Genomic DNA, 19,529 nt, shown 5'->3' with positions numbered 1-19,529 from the left:
CCTTGCAAGGCCCTCAAGAGGAGACGGTATGAAAGTTGTGATTTTAGGTTCGGGTGTTTTGGGTGTGACCACCGCTTGGTATTTAGCACAAGAAGGTCATGAAGTAGTGGTGTTGGAGCGTGAAGCCGGCCCTGCTTTGGAAACCAGCTTTGCCAACGCCGGTCAGGTATCTTTTGGTTATTCTTCTCCTTGGGCGGCGCCAGGCGTACCGTTTAAAGCGATGAAGTGGCTATTCGAAGAGCATGCGCCTTTGGCCATTCGCCTAGACGGCAGCACTTTTCAGTTACAGTGGATGTGGAAAATGCTGATGAACTGTACCGAAAAAGCCTACCATCAAAATAAAGGCCGTATGGTGCGCGTGTCAGATTACAGCCGTGAAGTATTGGCGCAGCTGCGTCGCGATACTGGTATCCAGTATGAAGGCCGCCAACAAGGCACGTTACAGGTATTCCGTAGCCAAAAGCAAATGGATGCGATGGCCAAAGACATTTCTGTGCTCAAAGAGATGGGCGTGCCGTTTAATGTTTTGGATCGTGCCGGCTGTGTGGCTGCTGAGCCTGCTTTGGCGCGCGTACAAGACAAAATTGTGGGTGGCTTGCAGCTGCCAGAAGACGAAACCGGCGATTGCCAAATGTTCACCACCAATTTGGCCAAAATGTGTGAAGAAGCCGGCGTGGTATTCCATTACGGCCACAGCATTGAACGCGTGAAGCATGATGGTCGTCGCGTTCAGTCAGTTGTTGCCAACGGTAAAGAATTTACTGCTGATCATGTGGTCGTGGCTTTAGGCAGCTACTCGCGCGCCTTCTTAAAAGAGTTGGAAATCACCATTCCGGTTTACCCAATGAAGGGGTATTCTTTGACTGTACCGATTACCAATAGCGATATGGCGCCTGTGTCTACCGTGATGGATGAAACCTACAAGATTGCCATTACCCGTTTTGATGACCGTATTCGCGTTGGCGGTATGGCTGAATTGGGCGGTTTTGATCTGTCGTTGAATCCTAAGCGTCGTGCGACCTTAGAAATGTGCGTGACCGATTTATTCCCTGAAGGTGGCGTGGCTGCTGAAGGTGAATTCTGGACAGGCTTGCGTCCAATGACGCCAGACGGTACCCCGATTATGGGCGGCACTAAATTTGAAAATATGTCGTTGAATACTGGCCACGGTACCCTGGGTTGGACTATGGGCCCAGGTTCAGGTAAAGCGATGTCTGACTTGATCAGCGGCAAGCAGCCTGAAATTGACATGCGTGATCTGTCGATTCAGCGCTATGCGAAAAACGGCGAATCATTGGTTGTGCCGTTTAAGTAAGTCTTGCTGATTGTCATCTAAAAAAGGCTGCCCTCGATGTTTGAGCAGCCTTTTTAACGAGCCCATGTGTTGTTTGGCAGGTGGGCCTTAAAAAAGACGGCGGTAACGTACGCCTCATAAAATAGGCAAACAAGAGGAAAAAATATGCGTCCCTTATTGGCTCAGATTCGCCTACAGAATCTTCGCGATAATTACCAAATCTTAAAGAATATGCACGGCAATAAAATGCTGGCGGTGCTCAAGGCCAATGCTTATGGCCATGGCGCTGTGCGCTGTGCTCAGGCCTTGGCTGATTTAGCTGATGGCTTTGCGGTGGCGGCGATTGAAGAGGCTTTGCAGCTGCGCGAGGCGGGTATTACCCAGCCCATCGTCTTGCTAGAAGGCGTGTTTGAAAACAGCGAATATGCGTTGATTGATGCGCATGGTCTATGGCCTGTGGTGCAAAATCAGGCACAGCTAGAGGGTTTTTTGGCTTATGAGTGGCAGAATCCCTTAACCGTATGGTTGAAAATGGATTCAGGCATGCACCGCGCTGGCTTCTTCCCAGAGGATTATGCTACCGCGCACGGCATTCTGTCGGCGCATAAAAAGGTGGCTGACGTGGTTAAAATGACCCACTTTGCCCGCTCTGATGAGCCTGAGTTAGACGTGACGGCGGCGCAAATTGCTGCATTTGATGCTGTATGCTCTGCCTTACCTGGGCCTGAAAGCATGGCCAATTCGGCTGCCATTTTGGCGCATCCAGCTGCCCACCGTGATTGGGGCCGCGCAGGCCTAGCGCTGTATGGCCTATCGCCGATGCCTAATCAACCGTATGCCTTGAAGCCGGTGATGCGCTTGAGCACTAAGGTGTTTGGTGAACGGGTGTTGCCTGCTGGTTCACCCGTGGGTTATGGCGGCCTGTTTGTGACCACCGAACCCAGTACACGAGTGGGTTTAATGGCCTGTGGCTATGCCGATGGCTACCCACGTTTGGCCTCGACCGATGCGCCTATTTCAATAGACGGCAAGCGTGCTCGAGTGATTGGCCGGGTGTCGATGGACATGATGACTATTGAGTTTTCGGCGCCAGAGCAGGGCATAGGCAGCGAAGTGGAGCTGTTTGGTGATTTGATCAGCGCCAATGAAGTGGCTGAAGTGGCAGGCAGTATTGCCTACGAGATGCTGTGCAATATTAAGCGTGCGCGCTTTGAGTATTTGGATTGATCAGTTTTTGATTGGTCTGAAACATCCCCGCCTTGATGGCGGGGATTTTTTTATGTGTTGGCGATGGATGAGTGATACTTGTTGCTTTGAGTGGAACGGGGTTATGCTTGATTCATGTGGATGGTTGTGTGTTTAAGGGAGTCAATATGCGTGCGTGGTGGTGGCTATTGTGTGTGAGTATTGGGGTTCAGGCCCAGACGGTAAGTTCTTTATCTGAAGTGCCGGCGGTGATTCAAACATCGGAGGGGCAGGCATTTTACGCCGAACAAATGGGCGGCGTGGCGCGTGCGGCACCTTATGGTGAATGGCCAGAGGCCTGGGGCGCATCGGCTCGATCGGCTTTTTTAAGCTGGCTGGCGCCAACCGAGTCTGAGGCGACCTTGGTCACGCTAGGCGCTAAGCGCTGGCAGCGGGATGGGCTGTTTGTGGGGGCGGCCTGTTTTGCGCCGGATCAGCGTCATGCAAACGAAGCCAAGAAGATGGGTGACACCACCTGTGGGACAGCCTATGTCGGTGGCGAGAGCGTGCCCAATCGTTTTTATATAGGTGTTTTTGAGATGATAGAGGGCGTCATCAAGCCGCTGGCGCGGCTAGACGGGCCAGCGGCCGTGGCGCATGAGGGGCCTGAAGGTGAGGTGCGCCGTCCTGATGCTTACAATAAACTCGATTTAGCGCCCTATAGAATCAGCGCTGATGAAGTGGCGATAGGCGTTCGGGCAGGCTTGCAGGTTGGGTACAGTGGTGGCGGTGCCTATGCCGAATATCTGGAACTGTATCGAGTGCAGGGTGGGGCGTTGGTGAATGTGTTCAATGGCCTGGTGTATGAATTCTCCGACATTGCTGGCGAGTGGCATGCAGACGGCACGAGGGCCCACGATATTGACGAGGCGCAGTGGCGAGTGGTGATGCTGCCCACGCAAACTCAAGGTTTTTTTGACTTACAGCTGCGCCAGGGTGGGGAGCGAGTGACTTATGTGTGGTCGGTGCAGCAGTCTCGGTATGTGTTGAAAGAGTGATGATGAGGCTCTGGTGGTTGTGCATGAATATGCCTCGATGTGAATACAGTAGATGCTTGACCAAAAAAGATGGTTTATCGTATCGTTCCTTATGCTTTTTTTACGTCTACAGCGTAGACCCTTAAGTGTAGGGTGGGTCGTGACCCACGCGGGTTTTAAATGTGGGCACCTGAGTACGTTAGGAGTGGTGGGTAGGCTGCGCTTTACCCACCCTACGCGACGGTCAATAATCCATGGTTTTTTTTGATTCAAAACGGTAGGCACGCTACAAAGAGTCAATCAACCATGCTTGATCGTATCGTTCGCTATGCTTTATTTACGTCTACAGCGTAGGCCCTTAAGCGTAGGGTGGGTCGTGACCCACGCGGGGTTTAAATGTAGCAAATGAATATAAATACGTTAAGAGGTGGGTAGGCTACGCTTTACCCACCCTACGCGACGGTAGATAAATCATGGCATCGTATAAAAAAACACCCTTATGGTTTAACCATAAGGGTGTTTTGTTTGGCTTAACGCTTAGTTAAACAGGTGGGCCACGCCAGCCTGTTCTTCTTTTAGCTCGTTCAGGGTGATGTCGATGTGTTCTTGGCTGAACGCGTCGATTTCTAAACCTTCAACGATTTTGTAGTCGCCGTTTTCACAAGTCACGGGGAAGCCGAACATTATGTCTTTAGGGATGCCGTATTCGCCGTTAGAAGGAATGCCCATGGTCACCCATTTGCCGTTGGTGCCCAATACCCAATCATGGATGTGGTCGATGGCGGCGTTAGCGGCAGAGGCGGCGCTAGACAAGCCACGCGCTTCAATAATGGCGGCGCCACGTTTGCCTACGGTTGGCAAGAACACTTCTTTATTCCAAACTTGGTCGTTGATCATGTCTTTGACTGCGGCGCCATCGATGGTGGCGTAGCGGTAGTCGGCGTACATGGTTGGGCTGTGGTTGCCCCATACGAACGCTTTTTCAATTGAGCTAACTGGCTTATTCACTTTATCGGCAATTTGGCTTAGGGCACGGTTGTGGTCTAGGCGCAGCATGGCGGTGAAGTTGCGTGGGTTCAAATCAGGGGCGCTCTTCATAGCGATGTAGGCGTTGGTGTTGGCTGGGTTGCCCACAACCAATACTTTTACATTGCGATCGGCCACTTTATTCAAGGCAGCGCCTTGAACGGTGAAGATTTCAGCGTTGGCTAATAATAGATCGGCGCGTTCCATGCCTTTAGAGCGTGGGCGTGAGCCAACCAAGATGGCCACTTCGGCGTCTTTAAAAGCAACTTCAGGATCGTCGGTGGTGAACATGTCGGCCAATAATGGGAACGCACAGTCTTGTAGTTCCATCATCACGCCTTTAACGGCGTTTTGGGCTTGAGGTAAATCCAACAGCTGTAGAATCACGGGTTGATCTTTGCCGAGCATTTCGCCGCTGGCAATACGGAACAATAAAGCATAACCAATTTGACCAGCAGCGCCAGTTACGGCTACGCGAACAGGTTGTTTCATGTGAACGATCTCCTAGTTGATATGAAGGTGGGCAAAATGCCACTGAGTCAGAGTCGGTGAGGGCGTAACCTGTGATCCAGGAATCATCGCAATGATTTCAGAGTCAGGGTGACGGCTCGCCGGAGCGACTGCCTGTTTACAAGGCGTCTTGTAAGGAGCATTGTCGTATTGGCTTGGGATGCCAAGCCAGACACCGGCTGCTTATAAAGGTGTTGTGTGAACACGACAGTGCACATTAGATACGTCTATACTGTGAACTTGATAATCATACAGAAAAAAAACCATGCCGTTAAGTGGATAAGTCGGCTTAATTGAGCATGACTTTAAAAAGAGTATAGATTGGTCTTATATAAGACTAAGTTTACAGGTCATGGCCAAACATGGTACAAATGGTGTTATGAAAGCTACGAGCGTCCAAAAAAGACCACTTTATGTCAGTGTGATAGACCATATTCAGGCGCAGATTGGTGCTGGTGTCTATCGACCACTGCGTGCCATTCCCAGTGAGTGGGATTTGGCGGCTGAATTAGGCGTGAGTCAGGGGACGGTTCGAAAGGCCATGAACGATCTGGTGCTGCAAGGGGTGTTGTATCGGCAGCAGGGCGTAGGTACTTTTGTCCATAAAGCCATGAGCGATTGGGGACGGTTGGCTTTGCGTGCTTATGGCGCCAGCCGCCGAGCGGATGCTCAGCCGGCACAAGAAATTCTCAGCGTCAAAAAAACCCATGCCTTAGACTTGATTGCTGAGGGGCTGTCTTTAAAGCGTTCACAGCCGGTTTGGCGCATTGTGTCTTTGTGGCGCATCGGCGCTCAGGTAGTGGCTTTGGATGAGGCCTATCTACCATTAGATGGTTTAGAGTGTTTGAATCTGCGCGATTTGTTGGACAGCGCAGGGCTGTATGAATGTTTACAAAAAGCACACGGGATACGTGTGCAAGTAAAAGAAGAAGTGTTTTTAACGTCTACAATCAATAAAGAAGAAGCGTTGCTTTTAAAGAAAGAGCCAAATGCCGTGATGCTGACGGTGGTCCGCAAAAGCGAAACGGTTCAAAAACGACCAATTGAATGGCGTAAGCGTACGGTTTTGACTGATTTTTATAGCCTGCATTTAATTTCTGAATCTGAGTGATAGGGGTGTTTAATTGACGCTCCTGCACAGAAGCTGAATGATATCAGGCGAGAAACTAGTCAAAAAAGGCCAATCGGAGTAAATTATGGCCTTAGACTTTAAAGTAAATCTAATCGTCATGTTTTGATTTGCGGCAAAGTTTATTTTTTTCGGTGGTGTTTTTATTTGGTTTGTAAGGAATCCTAATGCAAAAACAAAGACCTGTATACCTGGATGTGCCCAAGCTCGCAATGAACTTGCCCATTCCAGGCATCATTTCAATCATGCACCGCATCAGCGGTGTGGCGCTGTTTGTTGCGCTCCCTTTCGTGCTCTACCTTTTGGCGGGCACTTTAAGTCAAGAAGAACAGTTTGCTAGCTACCAAGCACTCGTGGCTCACCCTTTGGTGAAAATCGCGTTGTTGGGCCTATTGTGGGGCTATATGCACCACTTTTGCGCGGGTATTCGTTTCTTATTGCTTGATGCACACAAAGGTTTGGAATTGCCAACGGCACGCATGACTGCAAAATTAGTTGTGGTGATCAGCTTGGCGTTGACCGTTATTTTGGGAGCGTGGTTATGGTAGATCGTAAGTTAACAGGCGCCCATTATGGTTTGCGCGATTGGTTGATGCAACGCATTACGGCTGTATTGATGATTATCTACACCGTATTGCTGGTGCTGTTCTTGGTGGCGATGCCGCAAGACTTTACTTCATGGCAGGCGTTTTTCACCCAAACATGGGTGCGTGTGTTCACGCAAGTCACCTTTATTGCGGTGGTGTTGCACGCATGGGTGGGCATTCGTGACCTATGGATGGATTACTTCCAAAGCGCAGCATTACGCTTGTTCTTGCACACCGCCACAATTGTTTGGTTGGTGGGCTGTTTTGTTTACTCGGTTAAAGTGATTTGGGGGCTGTAATGACATTTCCTGTTCGTCGATTTGATGCCGTGATTGTCGGTGGTGGTGGCGCAGGTTTGCGTGCTGCCTTGCAATTGTCTAAAGCAGGCTTGAAAACTGCTGTTTTGTCTAAAGTGTTTCCTACGCGCTCTCATACGGTTGCGGCTCAGGGCGGTATTTCTGCCTCTTTGGGTAACGTTCAAGAAGACCGTTGGGATTGGCATATGTACGACACCGTTAAAGGTTCGGACTGGCTAGGTGACCAAGACGCTATTGAATTTATGTGCCGCCGCGCGCCTGATGCCGTGGTTGAGCTAGAACACATGGGTATGCCTTTTGACCGCGTTGAAAGCGGCAAGATTTACCAACGTCCGTTTGGCGGCCATACCGCTGAACACGGTAAGCGCGCGGTTGAGCGTGCTTGTGCAGTGGCTGACCGTACTGGTCATGCCATGCTACACACCTTGTATCAACAAAACGTTCGTGCCAACACCCAGTTCTTTGTGGAGTGGATGGCGCTAGATTTAATCCGCGACGACGACGGTGACGTTGTGGGCGTGACGGCTTTAGAAATGGAAACGGGCGAAACCTTTATTTTCCATGCTAAAGCCGTTTTGTTTGCCACCGGTGGTGCAGGCCGTATTTACGCTTCATCTACTAATGCCTTTATGAATACCGGCGATGGCCTGGGTATGGCCGCTCGTGCTGGCGTACCGCTAGAAGACATGGAATTCTGGCAATTCCACCCAACTGGTGTGGCCGGTGCTGGCGTGTTGATTACTGAAGGCGTACGTGGCGAAGGCGGGATTTTGCTGAACAGTGAAGGCGAACGCTTCATGGAGCGTTATGCCCCAACCGTGAAAGACTTGGCTTCTCGTGACGTGGTGTCACGCGCGATGGCGATGGAAATTCACGAAGGTCGCGGCTGCGGTAAAAACAAAGACTATGTTTTGTTGAAGCTAGACCATCTGGGTGCCGATAAGATTATCGAAAAACTGCCAGGCATTCGCGAAATCGCGATTAAGTTTGCCGGCGTGGATCCGATTACTGATCCTATTCCTGTAGTGCCTACCTGTCATTACATGATGGGCGGTATTCCAACCAACTACCACGGCGAAGTTGTGGCCCCTAAAGGCGACGATTTAGAAGCTAAGGTTAATGGTTTCTACGCAGCGGGTGAATGTGCTTGTGCTTCGGTACACGGCGCCAACCGCTTGGGTACGAACTCATTGCTAGACTTGGTGGTGTTTGGTAAATCAGCTGGCGACAGCATGATTGAATACATCAACACGCATGAAAACCACAAACCATTGCCTGCTAATGCGGGTGAGTTGACCAAGGCGCGTTTAGAGCGTTTGGAAAACCAAACCAATGGCGAAAACGTGGACCAAGTGCGTACCGACATCCAACGCATGGTGCAAGCGCACGCAGGTGTGTTCCGTACTGATGCTTTGTTGGCTGAAGGCGTAGAAGGCATTAAAGCATTGGCTAAACGCGTGGCCAAGACCGAAATCAAAGACAAGAGCCAAGTGTGGAATACTGCCCGTATGGAAGCCTTGGAAGTGGATAACCTGATCGAAGTGGCTGTGGCAACCTTAGTGTCTGCTGAAGCACGTAAAGAGTCTCGTGGCGCCCACGCCTCTGATGACCATCCTGAGCGTGATGACGCAAACTGGATGAAACACACGTTCTACTATCCAGAAACCGGTACCTTATCGTACAAGCCTGTACACACTAAACCTTTGAGCGTTGAGTACATCAAACCTCAAAAACGTGTGTACTAAGGAAGGGGAAACAGACATGGAAAAATTTCGTTTTCAAGTATATCGCTACAACCCAGATGTGGACGCTAAGCCCTACATGCAAGACTATGAGCTAGAGTTAGAGCCAACCGACGTTAAATTATTAGACGCGATGGTGAAGCTTAAAGCCCAAGACGACAGCTTTGCGTTCCGCCGCTCTTGCCGCGAAGGCATTTGTGGTTCTGACGGCATGAACATCAACGGTAAAAACGGCCTAGCCTGTTTGACCGACGTTCGTGCTTTGAAACAACCGATTCAATTGCGTCCATTGCCTGGCCTGCCAGTGATCCGTGACCTGATTGTGGATATGGCTCAGTTCTTCAAGCAATATCACTCAATCAAACCTTATGTGGTTAACGATGAGCCAGCACCTGAACGTGAACGCTTACAAACCCAAGCACAACGTAAAGAATTAGATGGGCTATACGAGTGCATTTTGTGCGCCTGTTGCTCAACTGCCTGTCCTTCATTCTGGTGGAACCCTGATAAGTTTGTGGGCCCGTCTGGTTTGTTAAACGCCTACCGCTTCATCGTGGATTCGCGTGATACCCGAACCAACGAGCGTTTAGATGATCTAAATGACCCATACCGCTTGTTCCGTTGCCACACCATTATGAACTGTGTAGACGTGTGTCCTAAACACTTGAATCCTACCCGTGCGATTGGCAAGATCAAAGAAATAATGTTGAAGCGTGCCGTATGACGCAATATGACGAAGCGGCGAAACGGCGCATTCGTTGGGTGGCCATGCGCCGAGGCTTGTTGGAACTAGACATTGTTCTGAATAAGTTCTTGGCAACGCAGTTTGATGCGCTGACCGACGATGAGCTGGCAGTATTTTGCCAAATACTAGATTTACCTGATCAAGAGTTTTTATCCATTGTGAACGGCAAATCTGAACCAGAAGATCCTGCGTTGCTCCCGCTTATTAACCGCCTGCGGGCGGTTTAAGCGACGAGCTAATGTAATAATAACAAGGAGAAGTTCATGTCAAAAAACGTTACCTTAACAGTTGAAGGCCAAGAGCCAGTATCGTTACCGGTGTTGTCTGGTAGCCTAGGCCCTGATGTGGTTGATATTCGTGCTTTAAATAAAGAAACCGGTATGTTTACCTTTGACCCTGGCTTTGTGTCTACCGCAAGCTGTGAGTCTCAGATTACCTTTATTGATGGCGACAAAGGTCAGTTGTACTATCGCGGTTATCCGATTGAGCAATTGGCTGAGCATAGCGACTATCTTGAAACTTGCTATTTGTTGATTTATGGCGAATTGCCAACGGCGGAACAAAAGAAAGAGTTTGAACACGTGATTGGTCACCATACCATGGTGAACGAACAATTAACTTGGTTCTTCCGCGGTTTCCGTCGTGACGCTCACCCTATGTCTATGATGGTGGGTGTGGTGGGTGCTTTGGCTGCCTTCTATCAAGACAGCTTGGACATCAACAATCCACAGCATCGTACCGTTGCCATTAATCGTATGATTTCTAAAATCCCAACGATTGCGGCCATGTGCTATCGCTACTCAATCGGTGCACCGTTCAATTATCCAAAAAATGATTTGTCCTACACCGCCAACTTCTTGCATATGATGTTTGCTACACCATGTGAAGAATACGTGCCAAACCCAGTATTGGTTCGTGCGCTTGACCGCATCTTCATCTTGCATGCTGACCATGAACAAAATGCCTCTACCTCTACCGTGCGTTTGGCTGGCTCTTCTGGCGCCAACCCATTTGCTTGTATTGCTGCGGGTATTGCTTGTTTGTGGGGTCCTGCACACGGTGGTGCGAACGAAGCAGTATTGAAAATGTTGGACGAGATCGGCGACGTGAGCAATGTAGAAGAGTTCATGGAAGGCGTGAAAGAGCGTCGTTACCGCTTGATGGGCTTTGGTCACCGTGTATACAAAAACATGGACCCACGTGCCAAAATCATGCGTGAAACCTGCCATGAAGTATTGAATGAACTGGGTTTACATGACGATCCTAAGTTCAAATTGGCCATGGCCTTGGAAAAAATTGCGCTTGAAGACCCTTACTTCATCGAGCGTAAACTGTATCCAAACGTGGACTTCTACTCAGGCATCGTGTTGTCTGCACTAGGCATCCCTGTGTCTATGTTCACCGTGATCTTTGCTTTGGCACGGACCGTGGGTTGGATCAGCCACTGGGCTGAGATGATTGCAGACCCACAACAAAAAATCGGTCGTCCTCGTCAGCTATACACTGGCGCTGAACGTCGCGACTATGTGGCCACTGAAGCACGTAAGTAATTGATTGAAGCGGTTGGTCGCCTTAAGGTGGCCAACCATTTTTTGACTGGTTTTTTACCAGCAATGTTTTGTAAAACCATTTGGTTTTAGTAATAAACGGTAAGTGGTTTTGCCAAATCTTGTCTGTACTGTCTTAACCTTAAGGGGCTTATGCCATGATGAATGAACAATTTAGCTTATCCTATTTGTTTGGCTCCAATGCGCCATACATTGAAGAGCTATATGAACAATATTTAAACGACCCCAATCTAGTCGATGCGCATTGGAAAGAATACTTCGACCAATTGGTGTTAACGCCTGGCGCTGTGGCACGCGATATTCCACAGGCCCCCATTCAAGAATCATTCGTGCAAATGGCGAAGCGTCCTACGGTACAACACGTGGCCAGCCAAAGCATGGATTCTGCGGCCATGCAAAAACAGGTAGCGGTATTGCGCCTGATTGCGGCCTACCGTATTTTGGGCCTACGCCACGCGTCTCTAGATCCGCTAGAGCGCATGGACGTTGCCGTGTTCCCTGAGCTAGATCCAGCCCATTACGGCTTGACGGCTGCGGACATGGCGGTTCAGTTTAGCCTGGATTCAAACACTTCATCTGCACGCCTACCTTTGTCAGACATCATTGCACGTTTAAAACAAACCTATTGTGGTTCAATCGGTTTGGAATACATGCACATTTCTGATTCAGAAGAGCGCCACTGGGTACAAGACCGTTTTGAAGGCGATCTATCAACGCCTCGCTTTAATGCAGACACCAAGAAACACATTCTTAAAGAAATCACCGCTGCTGAAACCCTAGAACGTTACCTACACACCAAATACGTGGGTCAAAAACGCTTCTCTTTGGAAGGTGGCGAAAGCACGATTGCTGGTTTGAATCATTTGATTCAAAACGCTTCGGATCAAGGCGTGGAAGAAGTCATCATTGGCATGGCTCACCGCGGCCGCTTGAACGTGTTGGTGAACACCTTAGGTAAAGAGCCACGCGATTTGTTTAGCGAATTCGAAGGCAAACCTTTGGTTGAGTTGCCTAGCGGTGACGTGAAATACCACATGGGCTTCAGCGCTGACTTACCGACTAAAAACGGTGCGGTACACGTGACCCTAGCGTTTAACCCCTCTCACCTAGAAATCGTGAACCCTGTGGTTGAAGGTTCAGTGCGCGCGCGTCAAAGCCGCCGCGGCGAAGGCGGCAAACGTGCCGTGTTGCCGGTATTGATCCACGGTGATGCAGCTTTTGCTGGTCTAGGCGTGAACCAAGGCACCTTTAACCTATCGCAAACGCGTGGTTACGGTACCGGCGGTACCGTGCACATCGTGATCAATAACCAAGTGGGCTTTACCACCTCTGATACTCGCGACATGCGTTCGACCCTATACTGTACCGACATCGCCAAAATGGTGAATGCGCCGATCTTCCACGTGAATGGCGACGATCCAGAAGCCGTCTGCTACGTGATTCAAGCGGCGCTAGACTACCGCATGATTTTCGGTAAAGACGTGGTGATTGACCTAGTTTGCTACCGTAAACTGGGCCACAACGAGGGTGATGATCCGTTCTTGACCCAACCAATGATGTACAAGAAAATCGCCAAACACCCAGGCACCCGTGCGCTATACGCCGACCGCTTGGTGAGCGAAGGTTTGTTGACCAAAGAAGACACTGAAGCCTTGATTAAGGCCTACCGCGACGCTTTGGATAAAGGCGAGCACGTAGAGCAAACTCAGTTGAACAACTACAAGCGTCAACACGCCGTAGATTGGACGCCGTACATGGGTACCCACTGGGCTCATCCAGTTAATTCTGGTTTGCCATTGGGCGACATCCAACGCTTGGCAGATAAATTCACCAGCGTGCCTGAAGGCTTTAAGCCACACAACACCATTAACCGTTTGATCAATACCCGTAAAGCCATGGCGGCCGGTGAGCAGCCTTTAGACTGGGGTATGGCTGAGACTCTGGCTTACGCCAGCTTGGTGAACAACGGTAACGGCGTGCGTATTTCTGGCGAAGACTCTGGTCGCGGTACGTTCTCACACCGTCATGCTGTGTTGCACGATCAAAACCGTGAGCGTTGGGACCAAGGCGTATACATCCCCTTGCAAAACATCGCCGAAAACCAAGCGCGCTTTGAAGTGATCGACTCGATCCTGAACGAAGAAGCAGTATTGGCTTATGAATATGGTTATTCTTGCTCGGCCCCAGACCAATTGGTGATGTGGGAAGCCCAGTTTGGCGACTTCGCCAACGGTGCGCAAGTAGCGATTGACCAATTTATTACCTCTGGCGAAACCAAGTGGGGCCGTTTGTCAGGCCTAACCATCATGATGCCTCACGGCTACGATGGCCAAGGTCCTGAGCACTCTTCTGCCCGCGTTGAGCGCTGGTTACAATTGTGTGCCGAGCACAACGTTCAAGTGGTGATGCCTTCTGAAGCGTCGCAAATGTTCCACGTATTGCGTCGTCAGGTGATGCGTCCTTACCGCAAACCTTTGGCGATCTTTATGTCAAAACGTTTGTTGCGTTACAAAGCATCTATGAGTGAACTGGCTGACTTTGCCGACGGTACGGCATTCCGCCCAGTGATTGGTGACGCCCTAGAGCGTCAAGATAAAGACGTGAAACGCGTGGTATTGTGTGCCGGTCAAGTGTATTACGACCTGTTCAACGATCGCGAAGCACGTGGTTTGGAAAAAGAGATTGCGATTGTGCGTATTGAACAATTGTATCCGTTCCCAACCGAAGAAGTGGCTGCCGAGTTGGCCCGTTACAGTAATGCTAAAGAAGTGGTTTGGGCGCAAGAAGAGCCTAAAAACCAAGGCGCGTGGTATCAATTGCGTCACCGTTTCGAAGCCTTGTTGAACAGCAAACAAAGCGTGAGCTTCGCAGGTCGCCCATCAAGTGCTTCACCAGCAGTAGGGTACATGAGTAAACACCAAGCGCAACTGAAAGCTTTGCTGGACGATGCCTTGAGTTTTGATAAGTAATAGCCACCAAGTGACGGCCACTGGGTGGCCACAAAAAATCAGGAGATAAATATGATTATTGAAGTTAATGTACCCGTGTTGCCAGAAAGCGTTTCTGAAGCAACATTGATGACATGGAATAAAAAAGTAGGTGAATTCGTTGAACGTGACGAAAACATCATCGATTTAGAAACTGACAAAGTGGTGTTGGAATTGCCAGCGCCTCAAGCAGGTGTGTTGGTTGAAATCATCGAACAAGACGGCGCAACCGTTGTGTCTGGTCAATTATTGGCCCGCATCGACACCGCTGCTAAAGCCGGTGATGCAGCGCCTGCCGCTGCTGCTGAAGCTGCCCCTGCGGCTGCTGCGGCCCCTGTTGCTGCCGCTGGTTCATCTGTAGCAATGCCTGCTGCGGCCAAAATGGCTGCCGAAAAAGGCGTGGATTTGAACAATGTTCAAGGCACTGGCCGCGACGGTCGCATCTTGAAAGAAGACGTTCAAAACGCTGGTTCTGCGCCAGCTAAAGCGGCTGCACCTGCCGCTGCTGCGGTTGCCCCTGTTGCTTTGGGTGAGCGTACTGAACAACGCGTGCCGATGTCTCGCCTGCGTCAACGTGTGGCTGAGCGTCTATTGCAATCACAGCACGAAAACGCCATCTTGACCACGTTTAACGAAGTGAACATGAAACCGATTATGGACTTGCGCAACAAGTACAAAGATCAGTTCATGAAAGAGCACGACGTGAAATTGGGCTTTATGTCTTTCTTCGTGAAAGCTGCTGTCGCCGCACTGAAAAAATTCCCATTGGTGAATGCCTCTATCGACGGTAACGACATCGTGTACCACGGCTACTTTGACATCGGTATCGCTGTAGGCAGCCCACGTGGCCTAGTAGTGCCTATTTTGCGCAACGCCGACCAAATGTCTTTGGCCGACATCGAACGCCAAATTGCCGTTTACGCGGGTAAAGCAAAAGACGGTAAATTAGCGCTAGAAGACCTAACCGGCGGTACCTTCAGCATCACCAACGGCGGTACTTTTGGCTCGATGATGTCTACTCCTATCATCAACCCACCACAATCAGCTATTTTGGGCATGCACGCTACTAAAGAGCGCGCCATGGTTGAAAATGGTCAAGTGGTTGTGCGTCCGATGATGTACTTGGCTTTGTCTTACGATCACCGCATCATTGATGGTCGCGAAGCGGTATTGAGCTTAGTAACCATTAAAGATTTGCTAGAAGATCCAGCACGTTTGATCTTGGACCTATAATCTATAGTATAAGGCAACCTTAACCCTAAGGTTGCCTTCTGTTTGGGTGGGTTCAACCACTCAAGTAGTTTATAACAAAGGAATAAAGCATGAGTCATAATGTAGATGTTGCCGTGATCGGCGCAGGCCCTGGTGGCTACGTGGCTGCTATTCGTGCAGCGCAATTGGGTTTTTCAACCGTGTGTATCGATGCCGGTAAAGGCAAAGATGGCAAAACCCCAGCGATGGGCGGTACTTGCTTGAACGTGGGTTGCATCCCTTCTAAAGCGTTGTTGGAATCGTCTCACCAATTCCACGCCATCAGCCACGACATGGCTGATCATGGTATTGAAGTGGGCAAAGCCAAAATGGATGCCAGCAAAATGATTGCCCGTAAAGACGGCATCGTAGACAAATTAACCGGCGGCGTAGCGTTCTTGTTGAAAAAGAACAAAGTACCTGCACTACACGGCACCGGTAAAATCATCGGCCAAGTAGACGGTAAATGGAAAGTAGAAGTGGACAATGCGGGCGCCAAAGAAGAAGTTTTGGCCACCCACGTGATTGTGGCTTCTGGTAGCCGTCCACGTCCTTTGCCTTTGGTTGAGATCGACAACGTTAACGTGTTGGACAATGAAGGTGCGTTGAATTTAGAAAGCGCCCCTAAACGTCTAGGTGTGATTGGTTCTGGCGTGATCGGTTTGGAAATGGGTTCAGTGTGGAAACGCTTGGGCTCTGAAGTAACCGTATTGGAAGCCGCTCCTAAATTTATGGGCGCTGCCGATGCACAAATCGCACGCGAAGCGTTACGCACCTTGACTAAAGACACCGGCTTAGACATTTTGTTGGGCGTTAAAATCAACAAAATCACCAATGGCAAAACCGTTGTGGTTGAGTATGAAGTCGGTGGCGAAGCCAAAACTCAAGAGTTTGACAAATTAATCGTGGCCATTGGTCGCGTGCCAAACACTGAAGGCCTTGGCGCTAAAGAAGCAGGTCTAAACATCGACGAGCGTGGCTTCATTGCCGTTGACGGCGACTGCAAAACCAACTTGCCTAACGTTTGGGCGATTGGTGACGTGGTACGTGGCCCGATGTTGGCGCACAAAGCCAGCGAAGAAGGCGTGGCCGTGGCTGAGCGTATTGCTGGCCAAAAACCACACTTCGACTTCAACACTGTGCCTTGGGTGATTTACACCAACCCTGAGATTGCATGGGTGGGTCAAACCGAAGAGCAGCTGAAAGAAGCCGGTATTGAGTACAAAAAAGGCACTTCAGGCTTTGGCGCCAACGGCCGTGCGATGAGCATGGGCGCTGCTCAAGGCACCATCAAAGTATTGACTGATGCCAAAACAGACCGCATTTTGGGCATTCACATGATTGGCCCAATGGTGTCTGAGCTAGTGGCTGAAGCCGTTGTGGCAATGGAATTTAAAGCCAGCGGTGAAGACATCGGCCGCATCATTCATGCTCACCCATCATTGGCAGAGGTTCTGCACGAAGCAGCCTTGGCCACTGATAAACGCGCGATTCACGGTTAATGACTGAGTCCAGTAGGGTGATCGCCGGCATCTTGATGCTGCCGCTTGGGGTGTTCCTCATGTGTGCGGCAGGGCTGATGCATGTGTACACCATACTGGCAGAATCGGCCGCCTTTGAGCGCTTTAAGGAGCGCGCTCAGGTGGGCGTGATGATGGCCATGTTTTTTAGTTTTAGCCTTGCTTTTTATGCGTTTGCACCAAAGGCAAGGCGCAAAGGATGGCTGGTGGTGGCACTTTTTGGCCTTGGGCTTGCCTGCTATATTTTGGCAAAAAAATGGCTGCCCAGCGCCGCTTAAACCAGACCCGCAATTACAGCGTTAAGCTGCATATTAACTTCAACAGAGGAACCCCTCATGAACTTACACGAGTACCAATCTAAGGCCCTTTTGGCCAGCTATGGTTTGCCTGTTCAAAACGGCATTGTGGCTGAAACCCCAGAAGCTGCTGCAGCAGCATACGATTCTTTAGGCGGCAAATTTGCCGTGGTTAAAGCCCAAGTACACGCCGGTGGCCGTGGTAAATCTGGTGGTGTGAAAGTGGTTAAAAGCCGCGAAGAAGCTGCTGAAATCGCTAAAGGCTTGATTGGCACCAACTTGGTGACTTACCAAACCGACGCCAATGGCCAACCGGTAAACAGCGTATTGGTGTGTGAAGACATGTACCCAGTAGAGCGCGAACTGTACCTAGGTGCCGTGGTTGACCGTTCAACTCGTCGCGTGACTTTCATGGCGTCTACCGAAGGTGGCGTTGAGATTGAAACCGTGGCTGCTGAAACCCCAGAAAAAATCATCAAAGTAACCGTTGACCCACTAGTGGGCATGCAACCTTTCCAAGCACGCGCTACTGCGTTTGCTTTGGGCCTAAAAGGCGACCAAATCAAAGCGTTTACCAAATTGATGTTGGGTGCTTACCAAGCTTTTGTTGATAACGACTTTGCTTTGTTTGAAATCAACCCATTGGCCGTACGCGAAAACGGTGAATTGGCCTGTGTGGATGCAAAAATCGGCATCGACTCTAACGCTATGTACCGCTTGCCTAAATTAGCCGCACAACGCGACAAATCACAAGAAAACGAACGTGAATTAAAAGCCAGCGAATTTGACCTTAACTACGTGGCCCTAGAAGGCAACATCGGTTGTATGGTGAACGGCGCAGGTTTGGCGATGGCCACTATGGACATCATCAAGCTATACGGCGGTCAACCAGCTAACTTCTTGGACGTTGGCGGTGGCGCCACTAAAGAGCGCGTCATCGAAGCGTTCAAATTGATTTTGGCCGACCCATCTGTACAAGGCGTGTTGATCAACATCTTTGGTGGTATTGTTCGTTGCGACATGATTGCTGAAGCCATTATCGCTGCGGTTAAAGAAGTAAACGTAACCGTACCTGTAGTGGTTCGTTTAGAAGGTAACAATGCTGAAATTGGTGCCAAATTGTTGTCAGAATCTGGCTTGGCATTGATTCCTGCTGAAGGCTTAGCCGATGCAGCCCAAAAAATTGTTGAAGCTGTTAAAGCCTAAGCTAAGGAGATTAAATAATGAGCGTATTAGTAAATAAAAACACCCGTCTATTGGTTCAAGGTTTCACCGGTAAAAACGGTACTTTCCACTCTGAGCAAGCGATTGCTTACGGTACCAACGTGGTTGGCGGTGTAACCCCAGGTAAAGGCGGTTCTTTACACCTAGACCGTCCCGTATTTGACACCATGGCTGAAGCCGTGCGCGAAACCCAAGCCGACACTTCTGTGATCTACGTACCCGCACCATTCGTACTAGACTCAATCGTTGAAGCCGTTGATTCAGGCGTGAGCCTAATCGTGGTGATTACCGAAGGCGTACCGACCATCGACATGTTGAAAGCCAAGCGTTACATCGAGAACACTGGCGGCGTGCGTTTGATCGGCCCTAACTGCCCAGGCGTGATCACTCCAGGTGAATGTAAAGTCGGCATTATGCCAGGCCACATCCACCAACCAGGCCGTATCGGCATCATCTCTCGTTCAGGCACTTTGACTTACGAAGCTGTGGCACAAACCACTAAGCTTGGTCTAGGTCAATCTACCTGTATCGGTATCGGTGGCGACCCAATCCCAGGCACCAGCCACATCGATGCTTTGGAACTGTTCCAAAACGATCCAGACACCGACGCAATCATCATGATTGGTGAAATTGGCGGTACTGCTGAAGAAGAAGCCGCTGAATACATCAAATCTAACGTGACCAAACCTGTTGTGGGTTACATTGCTGGTGTGACTGCACCTGCAGGTAAACGCATGGGCCACGCTGGCGCGATTATTTCTGGCGGTAAAGGTACTGCTGAAGAGAAATTCCACGCGTTTGAACAAGCCGGCATTGCCTACACTCGTAGCCCTGCTGAGCTAGGCACCACCATGATGGACGTATTGAAAAGCAAAGGCATGATCTAATCGATTCATGTTTTGTGTAAGACCCATAGCCGCCTCGATGACGATCGGGGCGGTTTTTTAATGGGCGCAGCATCTGAGGGCTATTTAAACTATAAATGTAAAAATAGGCAGGCAATCGCTTTTTTGTGTAGGCAATCAATGGGGTTTATGAGATGATGAATATTCATTAGTGATATGCTAGGCTGAGCTAGATGAAGGCTTGGCTAAGATTTTTTTGCCTAGGG

General features: G+C 49.8%; 17 protein-coding genes. 16 read left to right on the top strand and 1 reads right to left on the bottom strand.

Annotated features, from left to right (window positions below):
* Positions 1–28 precede the first annotated feature (28 nt).
* From AB8Q18_12155 to AB8Q18_12145, 3 genes are all read left to right on the top strand, one after another.
* A complete protein-coding gene (locus AB8Q18_12155) occupies positions 29–1,315 on the top strand; it encodes a D-amino acid dehydrogenase (GenBank protein ID XDZ50924.1) in 1,287 nt (428 codons plus the stop codon).
* Between the two features lie 144 nt (positions 1,316–1,459).
* Positions 1,460–2,521, top strand: coding sequence for an alanine racemase (gene alr / locus AB8Q18_12150; protein ID XDZ50923.1), 1,062 nt, complete (start codon positions 1,460–1,462; stop codon positions 2,519–2,521).
* Between the two features lie 146 nt (positions 2,522–2,667).
* Complete coding sequence (locus AB8Q18_12145; GenBank protein ID XDZ50922.1) at positions 2,668–3,537, top strand: hypothetical protein; 870 nt, start codon at positions 2,668–2,670, stop codon at positions 3,535–3,537.
* Positions 3,538–4,053: 516 nt separating this feature from the next.
* On the opposite strand, the gene AB8Q18_12140 is transcribed toward AB8Q18_12145, so the two are convergent.
* Entirely contained in the window at positions 4,054–5,034 is a 981-nt protein-coding gene (locus tag AB8Q18_12140; GenBank protein XDZ50921.1) for a malate dehydrogenase, read from the bottom strand.
* Positions 5,035–5,473: 439 nt separating this feature from the next.
* On the opposite strand from AB8Q18_12140, the gene AB8Q18_12135 reads away from it, so the two are divergent.
* The 13 genes from AB8Q18_12135 to sucD all read left to right on the top strand — a co-directional run bounded on the left by AB8Q18_12135 (position 5,474) and on the right by sucD (position 19,305).
* Entirely contained in the window at positions 5,474–6,163 is a 690-nt protein-coding gene (locus AB8Q18_12135; protein XDZ50920.1) for a GntR family transcriptional regulator, read from the top strand.
* Between the two features lie 185 nt (positions 6,164–6,348).
* On the top strand, positions 6,349–6,729 hold the full coding sequence (gene sdhC / locus AB8Q18_12130) for a succinate dehydrogenase, cytochrome b556 subunit (protein XDZ50919.1): 381 nt from the start codon (positions 6,349–6,351) through the stop codon (positions 6,727–6,729).
* Positions 6,723–7,067 (top strand): succinate dehydrogenase, hydrophobic membrane anchor protein, encoded by a 345-nt coding sequence (gene sdhD / locus AB8Q18_12125; protein XDZ50918.1) that lies wholly within the window; start codon positions 6,723–6,725, stop codon positions 7,065–7,067. The genes sdhC and sdhD overlap by 7 nt, the downstream gene beginning before the upstream one ends.
* Positions 7,067–8,830: a succinate dehydrogenase flavoprotein subunit gene (gene sdhA, locus AB8Q18_12120; protein ID XDZ50917.1), complete on the top strand. Its 1,764-nt coding sequence runs from the start codon at positions 7,067–7,069 to the stop codon at positions 8,828–8,830. Before sdhD ends, sdhA begins: the two co-directional genes overlap by 1 nt.
* A gap of 16 nt (positions 8,831–8,846) precedes the next feature.
* On the top strand, positions 8,847–9,551 hold the full coding sequence (locus tag AB8Q18_12115) for a succinate dehydrogenase iron-sulfur subunit (GenBank protein ID XDZ50916.1): 705 nt from the start codon (positions 8,847–8,849) through the stop codon (positions 9,549–9,551).
* Positions 9,548–9,799 (top strand): succinate dehydrogenase assembly factor 2, encoded by a 252-nt coding sequence (locus AB8Q18_12110; GenBank protein ID XDZ50915.1) that lies wholly within the window; start codon positions 9,548–9,550, stop codon positions 9,797–9,799. The genes AB8Q18_12115 and AB8Q18_12110 overlap by 4 nt, the downstream gene beginning before the upstream one ends.
* A gap of 36 nt (positions 9,800–9,835) precedes the next feature.
* Complete coding sequence (gltA, locus tag AB8Q18_12105; protein ID XDZ50914.1) at positions 9,836–11,122, top strand: citrate synthase; 1,287 nt, start codon at positions 9,836–9,838, stop codon at positions 11,120–11,122.
* A 155-nt stretch (positions 11,123–11,277) separates the two neighbouring features.
* Complete coding sequence (locus tag AB8Q18_12100) at positions 11,278–14,109, top strand: 2-oxoglutarate dehydrogenase E1 component (protein XDZ50913.1); 2,832 nt, start codon at positions 11,278–11,280, stop codon at positions 14,107–14,109.
* A 51-nt stretch (positions 14,110–14,160) separates the two neighbouring features.
* Positions 14,161–15,360, top strand: a complete 1,200-nt coding sequence (gene odhB, locus AB8Q18_12095) for a 2-oxoglutarate dehydrogenase complex dihydrolipoyllysine-residue succinyltransferase (GenBank protein ID XDZ50912.1) — start codon at positions 14,161–14,163, stop codon at positions 15,358–15,360.
* Positions 15,361–15,449: 89 nt separating this feature from the next.
* Positions 15,450–16,880 (top strand): dihydrolipoyl dehydrogenase, encoded by a 1,431-nt coding sequence (gene lpdA, locus AB8Q18_12090; protein XDZ50911.1) that lies wholly within the window; start codon positions 15,450–15,452, stop codon positions 16,878–16,880.
* On the top strand, positions 16,880–17,176 hold the full coding sequence (locus AB8Q18_12085) for a hypothetical protein (protein ID XDZ50910.1): 297 nt from the start codon (positions 16,880–16,882) through the stop codon (positions 17,174–17,176). Before lpdA ends, AB8Q18_12085 begins: the two co-directional genes overlap by 1 nt.
* Positions 17,177–17,233: 57 nt before the next feature.
* Positions 17,234–18,400, top strand: a complete 1,167-nt coding sequence (gene sucC, locus AB8Q18_12080) for an ADP-forming succinate--CoA ligase subunit beta (GenBank protein XDZ50909.1) — start codon at positions 17,234–17,236, stop codon at positions 18,398–18,400.
* 17 nt (positions 18,401–18,417) lie between these two features.
* Positions 18,418–19,305 (top strand): succinate--CoA ligase subunit alpha, encoded by an 888-nt coding sequence (gene sucD / locus AB8Q18_12075; protein XDZ50908.1) that lies wholly within the window; start codon positions 18,418–18,420, stop codon positions 19,303–19,305.
* The last annotated feature ends 224 nt before the right edge of the window (positions 19,306–19,529 follow it).

The organism is Neisseriaceae bacterium CLB008, assembly GCA_041228285.1.
Lineage (GTDB): Bacteria > Pseudomonadota > Gammaproteobacteria > Burkholderiales > Neisseriaceae > JAGNPU01.
This window is presented reverse-complemented; position numbering and strand designations above follow the sequence as displayed.